The following is a 17,647-nucleotide window of genomic DNA, read 5'->3' as shown; positions in this document are numbered from 1 at the left end:
GAAGGATACGGATTGGAATCAAATGAATTTTGGGAAAACCCAACCAAATTGGCAAGACTAGAAGATACTTTACCAAAACAGATCTTTTTACTTCCGATCAAAGTACGACCTGTTTTTCCTGGTATCATCACTCCACTCATCGTACCTCCAGGTAGATTTATCCAAGCGATCGAAGAATCTTCGAAAGGAGCTGGGTTTTTAGGGCTTATTTTACTCAAAGAAGATGAATCGGAACTTCCTTCAGAGGATAATATTTTTCAGATTGGAGTTGTAGCAAGGATACTTAAAAAAATCAACCTACCTGATGGTGGGATGAATATTCTAGTGAATACAATCCAAAGATTTAAAATCAATTCAATCCACACCAAAGAACCAATGTTAATTGCTAATGTTGCCTACCCAGAAGAAGAATTGGGCACGAGCAAAAACAATATCAAAGCCTTAATGCGCACTTTGCTCATCTTAACTAAGGAACTGGCACAAAACAATCCTTTGTTCACTGAAGACATGAAATTAACTATGATGAATGTGAATGAACCAGCAAAAATGGCAGATTTTGTATGTTCCATACTTAATTTAGAAAAAGAAGAATACCAATCCGTTATAGAAGCCATTCAAATCAATGATAGACTTGAAAAAGTTTTGTTATTCCTAAAAAAAGAAATCGAGTTAGTTGTATTACAGAAAAAAATCCAAGAACAAATCAATGACAAAATTGATAACCAACAAAGGCAATTTTTTTTAAGGGAACAGTTAAAGGCCATACAACAAGAATTAGGTGTTGGAGAGGATAAAACTGAACAGAAATATGATAAATTACTTACACGTTTAAAATCGATTCCAGTTGCAGATGAAATTATTGTAGAAGTGGAAAGAGAAATTGATAAATTTAAAAACTCAGATCCAATATCAAGTGATTACAATGTGATCAGGAACTATTTGGATTTGGTGGATAGCCTGCCTTGGGAAAAACCAGTCCAAAGAGATATCAATCTATTACATGCCAAAAAAATTCTCAATCGGGACCACCATAAATTGGAAGATGTAAAAGAGCGCATCTTGGAATTTTTAGCAGTGCATAAACTCAATCCGAAAAGTAAAGGTTCTATCCTTTGCCTTGTTGGCCCACCTGGTGTCGGTAAAACTTCTATTGCAAAATCCATTGCGGAGGCACTAGGGAGGAAGTTTTATCGGTTTAGTGTTGGTGGAGTCAGGGATGAAGCAGAGATCAAAGGCCACCGTCGCACGTATATTGGTGCTATGCCAGGTAAACTTATCAATGCATTAAAGATCACAAAAGAAAGGGACACGGTGATTTTACTTGATGAGATCGATAAAATGTCGCAAGGTTACCAAGGTGACCCTCAAGCTGCATTATTAGAAGTACTTGATCCTGAACAAAATTTTAACTTTAGAGATCATTATTTAGATTTACCATTTGATTTGTCGGATGTTTTATTCATCGCTACAGCAAATACATTTGAACCTATCCCACGAGTATTACTCGATCGTATGGAAGTAATACAACTTTCTGGTTATATCACAGAAGAAAAAATCCAAATTTTTCAAAAATACCTCTGGAGCAAAATCTTCATTAAGAATGGGCTGAATCCAGATTTGTTTACGATGAAAAAAGAGACGGTAACTCATTTGATCAACTCTTATTCAAGAGAATCGGGTTTGCGTGGTCTTGAAAAAACTTTCGATAAATTGGTCAGAAAACTTGCCCTCAAACAAGTGTTAAAGGAAAAATACTCAAAAGAAATCAGGGAAAAAGACTTGGTGGAATTTTTAGGTCCACCTCCGTTTGTGGACGATCGAATGACAATTCCAAAGGTACCTGGTACGGCTCTTGGACTTGCATGGACCAATGCAGGAGGTTCAACCTTACTCATTGAAGCAGTGTTAATTCCTGGCAAAGGTGGCCTCACACTCACTGGCCAAATGGGAAAAATGATGGAAGAGTCAGCAAACATTGCTTTGTCGTTTGTGAAAAATTATCTGAACAACGATTTGTTATTCGAGAAAAAAGCGATCCACTTACACGTTCCAGATGGCGCCACTCCTAAAGATGGTCCAAGTGCTGGTATCACAATGGCCACAGCCATCTTATCACTTGTGACCAATCGTGTGATTAGTCCTGGTTTTGGTATGACAGGAGAGCTTACATTAACGGGTGAAGTGCTAGCGATTGGTGGTTTACGAGAAAAAATTGTCGCCGCAAAACGAGTGGGAATCAAAAAAATCATATTTCCGAAAGACAATGAAAAAGCTTTCCAAGAAATCCCTGATTATGTAAAAAAAGGTGTTAGTTTTTTTCCGGTGACACGATTTGAAGAAGTGGAAAAACTAGTGTTCCCAAAATCGAAGAGTAAGAAAAAATGAACTATAAGAATAATTCCTTTTATCTGATTTTAGAAGTATTATATGGCCACTTAACAGATTTAATACGATTCTTTTGGCAGAAAAAGAGTCAGGTATTTGCGATTGGATTTATCGTTGGTATTTTTCTTAGTTTTTTCTTTTTAGGCGGAGCATATGTAGTTTGGTCTGGTGAGGAAATAAGAGTACACAAATCTTTAGAAAAATATAGATCCGAAGTTTCTAATTTTTATGATAGTTTTCAGCCTAAATCAGTGAAGATCCTAGATCGAAGTGGGAAAGTGATGGGTGAGTTTTATCGCCGCAATTTTCGACCAATTCGAACGGATAATTTGAAAAAACATAATGTGATTGTTTGGGCAGTTTTGTCCTCTGAAGATAGAGAGTTTTTTTCTCATTCAGGTCTTAATTATACAGCCATTATGCGGGCAGTTGTCACCAATTTAATACAATTTCGATTGTCACAAGGTGGATCTACCATCTCACAACAGTTAGCGAAGCTCACTCTCAATCTTGGGAAACGAAATTTATTCAATAAGCTCACGGAATTATATTGTACTTTTTATATCGAAAGTCAATATTCAAAAGAGGAAATATTGGCTATGTATTTAAATCAAATTTTTTTGGGTGAAGGGAATACAGGAGTAGAAGAAGCTGCACGTTATTATTTTCGTAAACCCGCATCCGAACTCAGTCCTGAAGAAGCTGCACTTCTTGTTGGAATTATCCCCGCACCAAGTGTATATAATCCAGTTAGGAACTTAGGAATTGCTCTTTCTCGCCAGAAACGTGTGTTATATGATATGGCGCGGAATCCAGAACTCCATCCCTCGCAAAAAGACATACCTGTTAAATTTTCAGAATCTATAGAAGTAAATTTAAAACGATTTCGCACAATCTATAAAGTGAAAGAATCGAAAGACGAGGAAGGGAATCCTAAATACTCCAGCGAAATTGGAAAGTATGGAGCTGACAAAGACTTCAGAGTCAATTTAGCACCCGATTTTAATACGGAAATCAGAAGGTTTATCTTAGAAAAATTTTCTAATGAAGATTTGGAAGAACGAGGCCTACTTGTTTATACCACTCTTGATCTAGAAAAACAAAGATTTGCTGAAGAAGCCTTACGAATTGGAGTCGATTCAGTTCGTGGTGATCTCTCCAAACAAGAGTTAGAATATCAAAGCAAAGGCAAAGCTGACTTAGCAGAAGTTACTAGGAGTATTTTACCTCAACTCAGTGGGTCGATGATTTCACTTGATCCAGAGACGGGGGATGTAGAAGCACTTGTGGGTGGTTATAAAATCTCTAATGTTTTCCGATTCAATCGAGCAGAAGAAGCAAAACGCCAACCTGGATCTACAATCAAAGCCCTTGTTTATGCACTTGCTTTTGAAAAACGAATCGTGAATCCATCGTCCAGAATCAAAGATGAAAAATTGGATATTTCTGGCTACTCTCCCAAAAACTGGTACAAAGGTTATAAGGGGGAAATTACAGTCCGTCAAGCCCTTGCGCAATCAGTAAATACTGTTTCTGTAAAACTTCTGCATGAAGTGGGCATTTCATACTTCATCCAAAAACTTAGTGCCATCCTTTCTATTCCAGAAGAAGAAGCCGAACAAAGATTCCAAAGGAACTTATCACTTGCCCTTGGGTCTGGAGAATTGAGTCCAATGGAATTGTCTGTGATTTATGCAACACTGATGAATGGGGGAAGACGAGTCACTCCTAGAAAAATCATCAAAATCACTGATATGGATGGAAACGAATTTTATAATACAGTTGCCAATGAAGCCGCCGAACAAATATTAGATCCTGTTGCTTGTGCGATGGCAATAAATACTCTTCAATCTGTTTTAACTGAAGAAGGAACTATGACTTTGAAACGTAAAGAAGGGGAGCCTTTTTTATATGCAGGAAAAACTGGAACAGTCCAATCACCAAAACTCAAATCTTCAAAATGGAAAGGGATCAAAGGCGTAAGAGATGTTTGGTTTGCAGGACTCACACCGCGAAATGTAACGGTTGTTTGGGTTGGTCATGATGAAGGTGCACCATTCCCTGGATCTGGCTCAGGTGTATCGGGTGGAATTTGGTATAAATACATCCAAAACGTAAAATCAAAATTAGGAATGGGTAACCAATTAATCCCGAGTTTTGTTGGTGATTTTGTAAAAGTTGATGTTTGCGCTGATGATGGAACTACGATTGAAAATAATCCAGATTATGTTTGTAAAGTTCCTCTTTACGGTCAGTATTATTATATAGGAGATTTACCGCCGAAACGTAGTGGATTTAATAAGTCTGATCCACAACCAAATCTAAGCAATGTGCCGAATGGCATGGACAATGAAGATTCTGAAATTTCAAATTATGAGGAAGATGGCTCAAAGTCACAGCCGACAGCAGTAGATTCTGTTGAGTTAGAACCACCACTTATAGATAATCGGCGAGTTCGCTATAACGAAGAAACTCCTTAGAGACAAGATAGTTTTCTTGGATGGACCATAAGAAAATCCAAGGTTTTTCATTTGTTACAGTTTCTATCACTTGTTTGGCATCATCTATATTTCGATTGGGTTTGTTTAGTAATTTGCCAATCATTTGGTTTTGATAAAAAGATCGATTCCCTCCATTTCCAATTTTTTCTGGATGAAAAAGAGGGTCTAAAAAATTCCAAATAGAATCGTAATCGGAATACCATGTAAGTAGCGTTAGGTCCCCTTTCCCTTCGCCATTTTCTTTGTAGAGCGGGGCTTTTTCCATCGGTTTTAATCTAATTTTTAATCCAATGTCTTCTAATGCTTGTTTAATGGCTCTACCTTTGGTTTGGTTTTCATCATCCCCACGCATTCGAAACTCAAGTTCTTTTGACAATACTGCTGGATAACATTTGGATAGTTTTAATTCGGAAATTGCTTTTTCTTTATCAAAGAGAATATCTATTTTCTTTAGGTTTAAATTTAACTTTTCTAAATAAGGTAATGGGACCGGGCCATAAGTTAAGTCGGCATGGTTTTCTAAAAGTTTTTTGATGATCAGTTCTCTTGGAATGCTAAAATTCAATGCATTTCGAAAGTGGATATCAAAACAATGATTTGTTTGGTTGATGGTTACATATTGTACGGATCTTCCTTTTTTGGTAAGAGTAAACTCTGAAATTGCTTCAGGGATTGATAATAAAAAATCTGATAATTTAAATGCATCCAACTCCGATTTGCGATATAAAAATAATGATGTTGTTGATTGAGGTAAGATGCGGAAACGGATGGAGGTCGGTAAACCTTTTGATAATTCTTTTTGGGACATCAAATCAATAAATTCGTTTTTTTTCCATTGTTTGAGTTTGTATTTCCCATAGGTTTTTAAATTTTGATTCTTCCATTCCTCTTTTCCGATGATGGATGCAAAAGGTAAACTCAACTTTTCTTTCCATTCTGTTTCGGTGGTACCCTTTTGGAAATGGAACTCTAATGTTGACCTTGATCCATTCGTAACGAAAGTAGTAGTAGAAGAGGTAGGAGTAGCAGACGAAACAGAAATAGAAGAAGAGGCCATTATCGGTGTTGGAGGAATCATTTTTACTGATTTTAAGAATTGGTAGTCTGCCTTTCTTGGATATGATTCGGTAATCAGTCTGGATAAACTAAAATGGATATCGGTAATGGGAGGGCTTGACTCATTGAACTCGATTTGCCAGATCTCTTCCGATGGATCGTTGATATGTTTTATTTTAGAAATCCAAGGGGAAACCAATGATTCCTTTTCGGTATGGAAAATTCCTTGGTGGAGGAATCTTGCTAATTTTTGGCTGGTAAGATCAGTGCTAAACAAAGGATCCAAATGGGCTGGGTCTGAGGGCAAAGCAATTTGAATCGCAAACTCCTCCGTTTCTCTCCTACAAAAAGTGAGGGACAAGAGAAAGAAAACGAGGGATAAGGTTCTCATACGTGAAGATTTACCGAAAACTTTGGCCATATTTGGCAAAATACAAATACAGACTCAGCCTTGGAGTTTTTCTGTCTATATTTGTTTCTATTTTTAACGGGGCTTCGCTTACTTCCCTCATCCCTATTTTTGATTCCTTAGGCACAGGCGAAAATTACAAATTCCAAATTGCCCTCACGAAAAAAGACCAAACCCTTTTACAAGAACACAAAAATCCAGATCGTCTGCAAGGGCTGACTTATTGGGAATGGCAGTTTGCCAATCTCAAAGAAAATACAAATGCAGAACTGGCGGAAAAAAAACCAGATGATTTAGTATATTTATTTTGTCTGATTATCTTACCTATATATTTTCTGAAATTAATTTGCCTTGCGGGAACTGTTTATTTTGTCAATTCAGCGGGATTACTTGCCGTAAAAGACTTACGCCAAGCCTTGTATAAAAAATTACAAGTGTTACCACTGAATGAATTTTACCGAGAGAAAACAGGTGTCTTGATGAGCCGCGTCATCAATGATGTAGACATCGTCGGGAAAGTAGTTTCTAATGATTTAAAAGATGCAATCAATGACTTTTTTTATATTATCACACATCTTATCATCTTACTTGTGTTAAGTTGGAAATTGTTCTTTCTACTTTTTATTGTGATCCCACTGATAGTCGGTCCCGTGAGTACATTTGCTGACCGAATTCGAAGAACCACAAAAAACCAACAAGAGCAGTTATCAGAACTAAATGGTGACTTACAAGAAGTGATCTCTGGAATCCGTGTGATACGGGCTTTTTCCATGGAAGATAAAGAAGCAGAGAGATTTTTCAAAGTAAATCAAAACCTTTCTGATAAAACATTCAAAACTCATTTTTATCACCAGATTGGACCCGCATTAACAGAGTTATCTGGTTCAGTTGTGACTATGGTATTTTTAGGAATTGGAGCTTATTTACTTGAAGATGCAAGTTTTTCAAAAGGAATGTTCATTGCCTTTTTTCTTACTTTAATTTTTCTTATGCGTCCACTCAAACAAATGAGTATTTTGGTAAATTTGATCCAAGCCTCTGTGATAGCGAGTGACCGTGTTTTTGAAATTCTTGGTCGCGATGTTGACATCAAAGAGCCAACCACTCCAAAACCTTTAGGAAGTTTGAGTCGTGCTATAGAATATAAAAATGTAACTTATATATACCCTAATACTGACATATTTGCACTTAAAAATATCAACCTAACCTTACCAAAAGGTGGAACCATTGCAATTGTTGGATCATCTGGTGCCGGCAAATCTACGTTAGTGGATTTGTTGCCAAGACTTATTGACCCAACAGAAGGTGGGATTTTTTGGGATGATGTGAATGCTAAAGATTTGAGTTTGGATAATCTCCGCAAACGGATCGGTGTTGTTTCACAAAATATTTTTTTATTTAATGGTTCCATTCGCGAAAATATAGCCTTTGGAAAACCAAATGCCACAGAAGAAGAGATTAGAAGAGCCGCAGAAGATGCCTTTGCTTCCGAATTCATTGAATCTTTCGAGGAAGGTTATGATACAATTGTCGGAGAAAGGGGAGTGATGTTGTCAGGTGGTCAGAGACAAAGGATTTCCATTGCCCGCACTTTACTTGCCAATCCTGAAGTGCTTATATTAGATGAGGCAACGTCAGCTTTGGATACTGAATCGGAAAGATTGATCCAACAAGCCTTTGTTAGATTGTATGAGAACAAAACAGTTATTATCATAGCTCATCGGCTATCAACTGTTAAAATAGCAGACACAATTTATTATTTGGAAAACGGGGAAATTGTAGAAAGTGGAAGCCATACAGAACTTTTACAAAATGCAAATTCCAAATACAAACGATTGTATGATATGCAATTCTCAAATACGAATTGAATGAAACAATCCAAAAGAATTCAATAGAAAATAAAGCTTCATTTCGATCCGGAACATTTTCAATTAACGAGTGACGCAGTAAAGGAAAACAATCCCAGGCTAAAACCTATTTTATAAAAGTATTTTATATCTATTCACAAAGTCTTCATTGAAAACAAAATGGATTTGTATTAGATCGCTAATTTTTACTGATAATGTTTATGCCAAACGACTCGTCCCACAATTAGGACAAAATTTTGCATTGGGGACTGGTACAAAAGAACCACAATTGGCACAAGTCCAGTTCTCATTGATTTTTGGTTCAGCCATTGTAACTACATTTTTTCTTTTTTCAGACAAATCTGATTCTAATCGTTCAAGTTCTTCAATGTAGGGAATGGATTGGGATTGGAATTCTTCTTCTGTTAATTTACCAGAATCAAAATCAGATCGAATGTCTTTTAATGTATCAAGTAAATTGCTTTTTTTCTCATAAATTGCTTTTAAATGTGCTTCGGATTCTTTTCCAAAAGGTGATTCATCCACTTGGAATCGATAATAAAACAAAACAAAGGGTGCGATGAGAATGATTCCAAATAATACCGAATAGAAATATAAGAGAAAATCCATACGTTCAGAATTTGGACTTTTTATTTTTAGGCAATCTCTTTATCTTTGGTCAAAGAAGAGATTTTAAATTTATGCCTGTATCCAATCCACTGATTGAAGAAAAATTAAAAACTGCGGAAGAAATTGCCCAATTATTGCCAAATCACGTCACAATGGGTTGTTCAGGATTCACTCCTGCTGGGTATCCAAAACTCATTCCTTTGGCATTTGCCAAAAGGATAGAAGAAGAAACAAAATCTGGAAAAACATTTTCCATCAATTTGTATGCAGGTGCATCCACCGGCGAAGAGTTAGACGGCGTTCTTGCAAAAACAGGGGCATTAAAACTCCGTATTCCTTACCAATCCAATTCATATCTCCGGAATTTAATCAACCAAGGGGAAACGAATTTTATTGATATGCATCTTTCCCATGTGGTGAAGTACATTGAACATGGAATTTTACCAAAAATTGATGTGGCAATCGTCGAAGCGATCGATGTATCCTCTGATGGGAAAATATATTTATCAACATCATCGGGGATGAGTGCTACATATTTAAAAAATGCAAATTCCGTTTATATTGAGTTAACTGATACCCATCCATTAGAACTAAAAAGTTACCATGATATTTATTTGCCAGATCACCATTCAAAAGGCGCTCCTATTCCCATCATCAACCCTAGTGATAAGATTGGTCAGCCTTATGTCCAAGTTCCTCCTGAAAAAATAAAAGGTATTGTGCGTTCTAGTAAACCTGACGCAGCCACAGTATTCAAAACACCAGATGCCGATTGCCAAAATATTGCAGCTCACGTATTGGAATTCATCCAACATGAAATCAAAATGGGAAGGATTCCCAAAGAATACCTCCCATTTCAAAATGGTGTTGGTAATATAGCAAATGCCGTGTTATCAAGTATGGCAAAAGATCCAAATTTCCATGCAATTCAAATGTATACGGAAGTGGTGCAAGATTCTGTATTTGATTTAATTGACGCAGGGAAATTAGAAATTGCATCAACATCTGCCCTCACCTTTTCTGAGTTAGGTTTGAGACGTTTCCATGAAAATATTTCAAACTGGAAATCAAAATTTATCATCCGGCCTCAAGAAATTTCAAATCATCCAGAAGTGATTCGGCGAATGGGTCTTATTGCTATGAACACTGCGATCGAAATCGATATTTATGGGAACGTAAATTCAACACATGTAATGGGAACTTCGATGATGAATGGAATTGGTGGATCCGGTGACTTCACTCGAAATTCACACCTTAGTATTTTTATGACACCTTCCCTTGCCAAAGAGGGAAACATTTCAGCCATTGTTCCAATGGTTTCACATACTGACCATAACGAACATTCTACGATGATTTTTGTCACAGAAAATGGATTGGCTGATCTACGAGGATGCCCACCAAAAAAACGTGCAGAACTTATCATCGAGAAATGTGCTCACCCTATTTACAAAGACAAACTTCGTGCTTATTACGAAACGGCTCTCAAGGTTTCCAAAGGAAAACACACTCCTCATGATTTAGAAAACGCTTTGTCTTGGCATGTTCAATTTCTAAAAACAGGGAGTATGAAGTGATAGCTGTTATTGGTTCTGGGATCACTGGATTAACTGCCTCATGGGCATTGAATCAATTTCGTGAAGTCACACTATACGAAAAACACTCTGAAATTGGAATGGCAGCATTTGGCGCAAAACAAATGATTGGTGAGACGGAAGTCGAATTTGATATTCCATTTCGTACAATAAAGAAAGATTATTACCCAACATTATTTCAGGTTTATGATCGGGTTGGGATACAAACAAGGGTGGTTGATTATTCATTTCGTGTGGATTCCAATGATGAATCGGTGTTTGGTTTTTTTTCCAAAAATATTCTAGGTTTTCATATTGGAATTCCAAGTTCAGAAGTTTTTTTATCACAGAAAGGGCGAACAATATTCTCCGACTTACTTAAGTTTTATGCTAATGCAAAAGCAGATTGGAAAAACGAAAATCCCAAAATCACAATTTTGGATTTTTTAAAACGATACAATTATTCCAATGAGTTTATTTATGAGTTTTTGTTACCAACCTTTGCTTTGGTGAATACATGTAAAACAGAGACGGTCGCTCTTTATCCTGCAGAAACCATTATTGGATATCATTCGAGAGGTTATTCCTATACCCCCCAAGAAACCGCAAAATTTGGAACCAGGGACATTGTGAATCGCATGACTGAAGGATTGCAACACCTCCACTTAAATGCAAAGATCCAACAAATTGTCAAAAAAGGGTCAAAGACAATTATCCAATTTGAATCGGAAGAAAAAGAATTTGAACATGTAATCCTTTCTACCCAAGCCAATCAAGCGTACCAGATATTAGGAAAAGGATTTGAATTAGAAAAAGAAATTCTTTCTGAGTTTCGATATGAAGCAAGTGATGTAGTATTACATACAGACCCAAGTTATTTTAAAAATCCAAATGTCTCCCTTGTGTTTAACATTCGAGAAGGGTATGACAAACCTGAAGTTACTTTAGATTTAGGACGAATCATACCGGAGTTACATGGCAAAAAAGTATTCCAAACCTGGAACCCACACAAACTCCCACATAAAGATGATACATTGAAACTTGCCAAATTTGAAAGGCCTGTGATGGATGAGAGGACAAGGGTGGCGATTGATCGAATTTCAAGTCTCCATTCGGATCCGCATTGTAAGTTATGGTTATGTGGTTCCTATTCTTTATATGGAATTCCATTACTTGAAGCAGGTGCAAAATCTGCGTTACAAGTAACTTCTCATATCTTAAACATGTCTGTCAGTGATATCATTAGAAACTAAAACTGATTTCAGTTGGGTTTTATAGCTACATAATAATGATATCTGAGTCCGAGGGATTTCATTGTGGCTTTGAGTATGGAGCTGAAAAGTCGCAAAGACAAATTCATAGTTTTCGAGTTTTGGATGAATCCATAGATGACAGGGTCAGTCCAATCTAAGATTTTTTCGACTGTAAAACCAAACCCTTCTAGCGTTTTGATTGAAATTTCCTTCGTTTTTATTTCGTTAGGTGGAATCAAGAAGAGATGTAATAAAGAAAGGAAATTCAATGTGTTTTCTTTTTCTAAATTGAATGTATTCAACACAAGTTTTCCGCCTGGCTTTAATACTCGATACGACTCTTGGTAAAACTCGATCGTGTTTTTAAAATGATACGCTGCATCGACTGAAAAAACATAATCATAAAAATTTATAGGTAAGGATTTGATTGTTTCCCAACTTCCCTCAAGGAATGGTTCTACCTCTATCCCCCTTTCACGAAACAATTCTTTGGCGAAGTTTGATTGTTCTCCACTCAAATTAATGGCAGATAATTTTTGGGGATTAAAATGATCCTTCCAATACACAAGGCTTCCCCCTAGACCTGAACCTACTTCTAAGATCGAGGAATTATGTTTTAGCCCGCAGTGTTTGGCAAATTCATATAAAAATTGTATGCCTGCCTTTTTATAGTCGGTCGCATTTGTCCAAAACCCAAAATTGGAAACATAGTATGGAGGGTTTTGCGAAAGTTCTGTCACGGGGGATTTAGAAAACGGGAAAGGTGTCATTTTTTTACTTGAAGCATTTGCATACCCTGCTGGGTATGTAGGTATGGCCCTTTCTGAAAATCAAACGAAACTCATCCATCGCATCAATCGTATCCAAGGTCAGTTGGAAGCGATCAAAAATACCATCGTAGCGGAGGAACAAGACTGTGAAAAAGCAATTCTTCTCCTCAAAGCCGCCCACCAGGCTATGAAAAAGTTTGGTGAAGCTTATATCCACGAATATATGGATACCTGTTTCAAAGAAAAGAAGTCCACTCAAAACATCGAAGCAGACGTAAAAAAAGCAATTACTGCCGCATTCTCTCTCTGAATTAGTTTTTTCTCTCCCTAAACCCCAATAAAAATCCTTGCCATATATACCCTACAGGGTATGTATGGTTTAAAGCTATATACTATAGGGGGTATGGTAATGTTCTTGGCATCTACAAAAACATGGTATTTGGAGCGATTGGTTTTTTTTATCGCTGGTGTGTTCAGTTTGGTAGGGGTGATACTTGGAACCTATGTTTCTTCTTGGTGGTATCTTTTAAACCTACTCGTTGGAATTAACTTGGTAGTGTTTTCTACCATTGGTTTTTGCCCCATGGCCATTCTTTTGAACAAACTTGGTGTGGAAGCAAAGGTAAAGGACTAATCCAATGAAACGTTTCATCAGCTTTTTATTCCTCGTTACACCAATTTATCTTTTTGCTGAAGGAGTTGGTTTTAGCGAACTTTGGAAACGAATCGAAGAAAATTCATCAGCAAGAAAATCCAAATATTTGGAATGGAAAGCTGGTGAAATTGCAAAGGATAGATCCGACAAACATTGGTTACCTCGAGTGTATGCAGATCTAAGAACCTTTCAAACAAACGATCCAACACTCAACTTTATGGGAAAACTTAGCCAAAGGAGTGCAACGGATGCTGATTTTTCTACGGCCTCCACTCGTAACAGACCAGGCAACTTTCTTGATTCGAATAATCAACCGTATACGACACTCAATGCTGATACGATGAATCTTTTTGCAAAGGATACTCTCAATTATCCTGGGAGCCATCAGTATTCTCGAGGGACTCTTGGAATGGACTTACCACTGTATGAAGGTGGTTCTGGTAAAACCTTTGCCGCGATGAATGAAAAAAGAAGTACTGGTTTGAAATTTGAATGGTTGGCCATTCGTGATAGGGAATTTGCTCAAGCCGGATTTTATTACCGTGCAATTCAATCTTTATATGATTATCAAAAGAGACTGGAACAAATCAAAAAAATTGAAAGTCGATTTCAATCTAGTTATTCTTTAGGTAATAAAGGAAATCCGGTCGGATATGCAGGATATCTTGCATTAAAATCAATCAAAAATCAAATCACAGTTCTCGAAAAACAATCAGAACTCCAAATCAGCGATTATAAAGAAACACTATTTGTACTGTCTGATGTTCCATCGACAGAACTAGAGATAGTTGAATCAGATCTCAATGTATTTTTAGATACCTATTTCAAAAGGCCCACTGGTTATGAAAGATCCAATCAAATGAATGCACAGATCAAATATGCAGAAGGTGAAAAATTAAAAGCAGAAATGGAGATGGCAAAATTTTTACCAAAGGTAGGAGCCTATTCAGAAGCTTACGGGTACCAAGGAAGTCGTAATATTTCAAATGCATACCAAGCAGGTGTATATTTGCAAATGAATCTTTATAATCCTAAAGATATCGGCGCTGTTGATGAAGCAAAATTAAATGCAGAGGCAGCACTGAAAAAAATTGAAGAAAAAACAAAAGAAGAAGAAGCACATGTAAAGTCTCTTATCCAAAAAGAAATCACTTTGAAAGAAAGTTTGGAAATCATTAGAGAAACTTTGAAGTACCAAGAAGAGCAAGTATCAAATATGCAAAGGTTATTCCAAAGTGGGGCTATCAACGCACTTCAATTTGCAGAAACACTTAATAAATCATTAGAGTTATCACGTGTTTTATTGGAATCAGAAATCGCTTTATTACAAGTGAGAACAGAAGTTTCGATATTTTCAAAAAAGGAAGACAGAAATGAAACCATTGGAAGAAATTAGAGCCGGTTTTGCAGGAAAACTTGCAGAAACATTTTTACATTCACAGCTAACACCCGTGATAGCAATTGCGAGTTTGGTACTCGGTTTATTTGCTGTTTATCTGACACCAAAAGAAGAAGAACCACAAATTTCGGTTCCTATGATTGATATCCAAATCCCAAGCCCTGGTTTTTCTCCTGAAGAAACAGAACGTAAAGTTACGGAACCTGTGGAAAGAGCCGTTTGGGGACTCGAAGGTGTGGAATACATCTATAGCACAAGTAAATGGCACGGAAGTTATATTACGGTTCGATTTAAAGTGGGTGAACCAATAGAACCTTCCCTTGTGAAAATCCATCACAAACTCATGGAAGCAAAAAACATTCTTCCAAGGAATACATCCCAACCAATCGTAAAATCATTTTCAATTGATGATGTTCCTTTCCTTGCTCTCAGTTTTAGTTCAGAAACAATGAATGATTATGAGCTTCGTCAAAAAGTAGCACCTCTTGCAAGAGAATTATCCTCAACACCTGATTTAGCAAGTGTACAAATGTTAGGCGGACTTAAAAAAACAATTCGAGTAAAAATTGATCCCAGTTTACTCACAAGGTATGGTGTCACCTCTATTGAAGTTGCCGAAAGTTTAAAACAAAATGATGCCTTAATCCCTGCTGGAAAAAATTGGTCTTCTGAATCTGTATTTGATATGGAAGTGGGTGGAGTATTAAAAAATATAGCAGATGTGCGACGGCTCCCAGTTGCCCAACGTGGGGGAAGGGTAGTTCGTATCCAAGATTTGGCCATAGTCGAAGAGGGACCCGAAGAAAGGACAAGATCTTCTATACTCTACGACAAATCCATTGGAGAAACAAAACGAAATGCAGTGACAATTGTCTTTGCCAAACGCAAAGGCACTAATGTTGTGAACCTCTCGCAGGACCTCATCGAAAGAGCAGAACTTTTTCAAAAAGATTTACCAAAAGAAATCAGTCTTAGTATCATTCGAGATTACGGAAGCACTGCAGAAGACAAATCCCATGAACTCATTGAACATTTGCTCATTGCAACCATCTCTGTGACCATCCTCATTGCCCTTTGGATGGGATGGCGTTCCGCCCTCGTCGTGGCCATTGCCATCCCTGTCACACTTGCTCTTACATTAGCGATTTATTACTTCCTTGGATACACACTCAACCGTGTGACCCTATTTGCTTTGATTTTTTCCATCGGGATCCTTGTTGATGATGCCATTGTCGTGGTTGAAAACATTGAAAGGCATTTGGAAGAAAATCCCAAACTTGGGATCATTCGGGCAACTCTCATAGCCGTTTCCGAAGTGGGGAATCCAACGATCCTTGCCACCTTTACTGTGATTGCCGCGATTCTTCCGATGGCATTTGTACGTGGTCTTATGGGGCCATACATGAAACCCATCCCTGTCGGAGCAAGCCTTGCGATGATTTTATCTCTTATCGTAGCCTTTGTGATCACTCCCTGGGCATCTGTAAGATTATTAAAAGAACCTAACCACCATCCGGAAACAGATGTGGGACATCAAGTATCCAAACTTGACCAACTTTATATCAAATTCACCAATTGGCTGTTAGGTACAAAAAAGAATGCAAGTGTCTTCGGAGCGATCACCATTGGTTTGCTTGTAGTTTCCATGGGGTTTGTTGCGTTCAAATGGGTAAAAGTAAAAATGTTACCTTTTGATAACAAAGAAGAGTTCCAGGTTCTCATCGACTACGAACCAAAAACAACTTTGGCTGAGAGTATGGCAAAGTCGGAAGGTCTTGCCAAAACTCTCTTACAAAATCCGAATGTGGAAAAAATCCAAATCTTTGGAGGAGAAGCTGCTCCCTTTTCTTTTTCAGGTATGGTGAAACACTCTTTCCTTCGCAATTTAGATTCGATGAATGATTTACAAATTATATTGAAAAACAAAAACAATCGTAAGGAATCAAGCCATGAAATCATCGAGTCTTTACGAAGTGAAATCAAGTCTTTTGGGGAAACTCATCATGCTGTCACGAAGGTCTTAGAAATTCCTCCTGGTCCTCCAGTCATGGCAACAATGGTGGCAGAAGTATATGGCCCATCTGCTTCTGAACGAAAGAAAGTTACTGAAGAAATTTACCAAATATTCAAAGAAGAACCAAGTGTTGTTGATTTGGATACTTCCCTTCGGAATGGAAGACCAAAGATGGTTTACCCAATTGATTTTGAAAAGTCAGGACTTTTTGGAATCAAAACTTCCGCCTTAGCTTACACCGGTAACATTTTGTTTTCAGAGTCACCTTTAGTGAGTTTGGCGACGGCAAAAGAACCAGAAGAAGTTTCAATAAGCCTTTCCGTAAAACAGAATGTTCGTAGTTCTAAGTCTCCTTTCCAAAACCAAAACATCATGTCAATGGAATCGGGGGTAGTTTCCTCCGAACGAGTGTTAGGGAATCCATACATTGAAGAAGATAGGGCACTTTTTCGTAAAAACCTAAAACCAGTCAATTATGTGATGAGCGAACTTTCAGGCGAAGAAGAAGCACCCGTCTACGGAATGTTAAAACTGGCTCCAAAAATCAAATATGAAACACAAACAGCCGATGTGCCCTGGAACACATCGAAACCTGTGATCAAATGGGACGGAGAATGGTTTATCACCTATGAAGTGTTCCGCGATTTAGGAGGTGCCTTTGCGGTAGTGATTCTACTCATTTATGTTTTGGTGCTTGGATGGTTTAAAAGTTTCTCGGTTCCCCTTATCATTATGGCACCGATCCCAATCTCTCTCATTGGGATTTTACCCGGCCACTGGGTGATGGGTGCTTATTTCACAGCTACTTCTATGATTGGATTCATTGCAGGTGCCGGGATCATTGTTCGTAACTCCATCATCTTAGTTGATTTCATCGAAGGCGAAATCAAAAAAGGAGTCGAGTTAAAAGAAGCAGTGGTACATGCAGGTGTCGTAAGGTTTCGGCCTATGTTACTTACAGCCTCAGCAGTTGTAGTTGGTTCATTTGTGATGTTATTTGATCCCATCTTTCAAGGACTTGCCATCTCACTTATGTTTGGTGAAATAGCGGCGACAGTGCTAAGTCGATTTGCGGTACCAGTTTTGTACTACTGGTTCATTGGAAAATCAAGACAAGGTGTGATCAAACATGGTTAGAAAATGCGTACCATATAAAA

12 protein-coding genes are annotated in these 17,647 nt (G+C 37.5%); 9 read left to right on the top strand and 3 right to left on the bottom strand.

Translation table 11 applies throughout. From position 1 onward, the window contains the following. Window positions 1-12: 12 nt before the first annotated feature. Both lon and EHQ43_RS06365 read left to right on the top strand, forming a co-directional pair. The gene (gene lon, locus EHQ43_RS06370) at window positions 13-2,385 is read left to right on the top strand and encodes an endopeptidase La (RefSeq protein WP_135770436.1); all 2,373 of its coding nucleotides are present in this window, start codon (window positions 13-15) and stop codon (window positions 2,383-2,385) included. Next, a complete protein-coding gene (locus EHQ43_RS06365) occupies window positions 2,382-4,865 on the top strand; it encodes a transglycosylase domain-containing protein (RefSeq protein WP_135770435.1) in 2,484 nt (827 codons plus the stop codon). The genes lon and EHQ43_RS06365 overlap by 4 nt, the downstream gene beginning before the upstream one ends. Here the strand turns inward: EHQ43_RS06365 and EHQ43_RS06360 are convergent. Then, window positions 4,822-6,333, bottom strand: coding sequence for an ABC transporter substrate-binding protein (locus tag EHQ43_RS06360; RefSeq protein ID WP_135770434.1), 1,512 nt, complete (start codon window positions 6,331-6,333; stop codon window positions 4,822-4,824). The two genes, EHQ43_RS06365 and EHQ43_RS06360, sit on opposite strands and share 44 nt — an antisense overlap. A 2-nt stretch (window positions 6,334-6,335) precedes the next feature. On the opposite strand from EHQ43_RS06360, the gene EHQ43_RS06355 reads away from it, so the two are divergent. Then, a complete protein-coding gene (locus tag EHQ43_RS06355; protein WP_135741237.1) occupies window positions 6,336-8,219 on the top strand; it encodes an ABC transporter ATP-binding protein in 1,884 nt (627 codons plus the stop codon). Between the two features lie 198 nt (window positions 8,220-8,417). Here EHQ43_RS06355 and EHQ43_RS06350 read toward each other — a convergent pair whose 3' ends face one another. Then, window positions 8,418-8,828 (bottom strand): zinc ribbon domain-containing protein, encoded by a 411-nt coding sequence (locus EHQ43_RS06350; protein WP_135741238.1) that lies wholly within the window; start codon window positions 8,826-8,828, stop codon window positions 8,418-8,420. A gap of 71 nt (window positions 8,829-8,899) precedes the next feature. On the opposite strand from EHQ43_RS06350, the gene EHQ43_RS06345 reads away from it, so the two are divergent. Next, window positions 8,900-10,402: a succinate CoA transferase gene (locus EHQ43_RS06345; RefSeq protein ID WP_135770433.1), complete on the top strand. Its 1,503-nt coding sequence runs from the start codon at window positions 8,900-8,902 to the stop codon at window positions 10,400-10,402. Then, window positions 10,399-11,652 (top strand): NAD(P)-binding protein, encoded by a 1,254-nt coding sequence (locus tag EHQ43_RS06340; protein WP_135770432.1) that lies wholly within the window; start codon window positions 10,399-10,401, stop codon window positions 11,650-11,652. The genes EHQ43_RS06345 and EHQ43_RS06340 overlap by 4 nt, the downstream gene beginning before the upstream one ends. An 8-nt stretch (window positions 11,653-11,660) precedes the next feature. Here EHQ43_RS06340 and EHQ43_RS06335 read toward each other — a convergent pair whose 3' ends face one another. Then, a complete protein-coding gene (locus tag EHQ43_RS06335; RefSeq protein WP_135770431.1) occupies window positions 11,661-12,422 on the bottom strand; it encodes a class I SAM-dependent methyltransferase in 762 nt (253 codons plus the stop codon). A gap of 43 nt (window positions 12,423-12,465) precedes the next feature. Between EHQ43_RS06335 and EHQ43_RS06330 the strand changes: the two genes are divergently transcribed. From EHQ43_RS06330 to EHQ43_RS06315, 4 genes are all read left to right on the top strand, one after another. Next, window positions 12,466-12,732 carry a metal-sensitive transcriptional regulator gene (locus tag EHQ43_RS06330; RefSeq protein ID WP_135741242.1) on the top strand — a complete coding sequence of 89 codons (267 nt, stop codon included), beginning with the start codon at window positions 12,466-12,468 and terminating at the stop codon, window positions 12,730-12,732. A 99-nt stretch (window positions 12,733-12,831) separates the two neighbouring features. After that, window positions 12,832-13,056: a YgaP family membrane protein gene (locus EHQ43_RS06325; RefSeq protein ID WP_135754949.1), complete on the top strand. Its 225-nt coding sequence runs from the start codon at window positions 12,832-12,834 to the stop codon at window positions 13,054-13,056. Between the two features lie 4 nt (window positions 13,057-13,060). After that, complete coding sequence (locus tag EHQ43_RS06320; RefSeq protein ID WP_135770430.1) at window positions 13,061-14,473, top strand: TolC family protein; 1,413 nt, start codon at window positions 13,061-13,063, stop codon at window positions 14,471-14,473. Then, a complete protein-coding gene (locus EHQ43_RS06315) occupies window positions 14,451-17,627 on the top strand; it encodes an efflux RND transporter permease subunit (RefSeq protein ID WP_135770429.1) in 3,177 nt (1,058 codons plus the stop codon). Before EHQ43_RS06320 ends, EHQ43_RS06315 begins: the two co-directional genes overlap by 23 nt. Window positions 17,628-17,647 lie beyond the last annotated feature (20 nt).

Source organism: Leptospira bouyouniensis (assembly GCF_004769525.1).
Lineage (GTDB): Bacteria > Spirochaetota > Leptospiria > Leptospirales > Leptospiraceae > Leptospira_A > Leptospira_A bouyouniensis.
Note: the sequence above shows the minus strand (reverse complement) of the source record. Positions and strands in the feature narration are given on the sequence as shown.

Bases quoted from the DNA above. Each gene is read 5' to 3' on its own strand.
- EHQ43_RS06365 (WP_135770435.1), top strand. From the start codon at position 2,382: ATGAACTATAAGAATAATTCCTTTTATCTGATTTTAGAAGTATTATAT.
- EHQ43_RS06360 (WP_135770434.1), bottom strand. From the start codon at position 6,333: ATGAGAACCTTATCCCTCGTTTTCTTTCTCTTGTCCCTCACTTTTTGT.
- EHQ43_RS06350 (WP_135741238.1), bottom strand. From the start codon at position 8,828: ATGGATTTTCTCTTATATTTCTATTCGGTATTATTTGGAATCATTCTC.
- EHQ43_RS06345 (WP_135770433.1), top strand. From the start codon at position 8,900: ATGCCTGTATCCAATCCACTGATTGAAGAAAAATTAAAAACTGCGGAA.
- EHQ43_RS06335 (WP_135770431.1), bottom strand. From the start codon at position 12,422: ATGACACCTTTCCCGTTTTCTAAATCCCCCGTGACAGAACTTTCGCAA.
- EHQ43_RS06330 (WP_135741242.1), top strand. From the start codon at position 12,466: ATGGCCCTTTCTGAAAATCAAACGAAACTCATCCATCGCATCAATCGT.
- EHQ43_RS06325 (WP_135754949.1), top strand. From the start codon at position 12,832: ATGTTCTTGGCATCTACAAAAACATGGTATTTGGAGCGATTGGTTTTT.
- EHQ43_RS06320 (WP_135770430.1), top strand. From the start codon at position 13,061: ATGAAACGTTTCATCAGCTTTTTATTCCTCGTTACACCAATTTATCTT.
- EHQ43_RS06315 (WP_135770429.1), top strand. From the start codon at position 14,451: ATGAAACCATTGGAAGAAATTAGAGCCGGTTTTGCAGGAAAACTTGCA.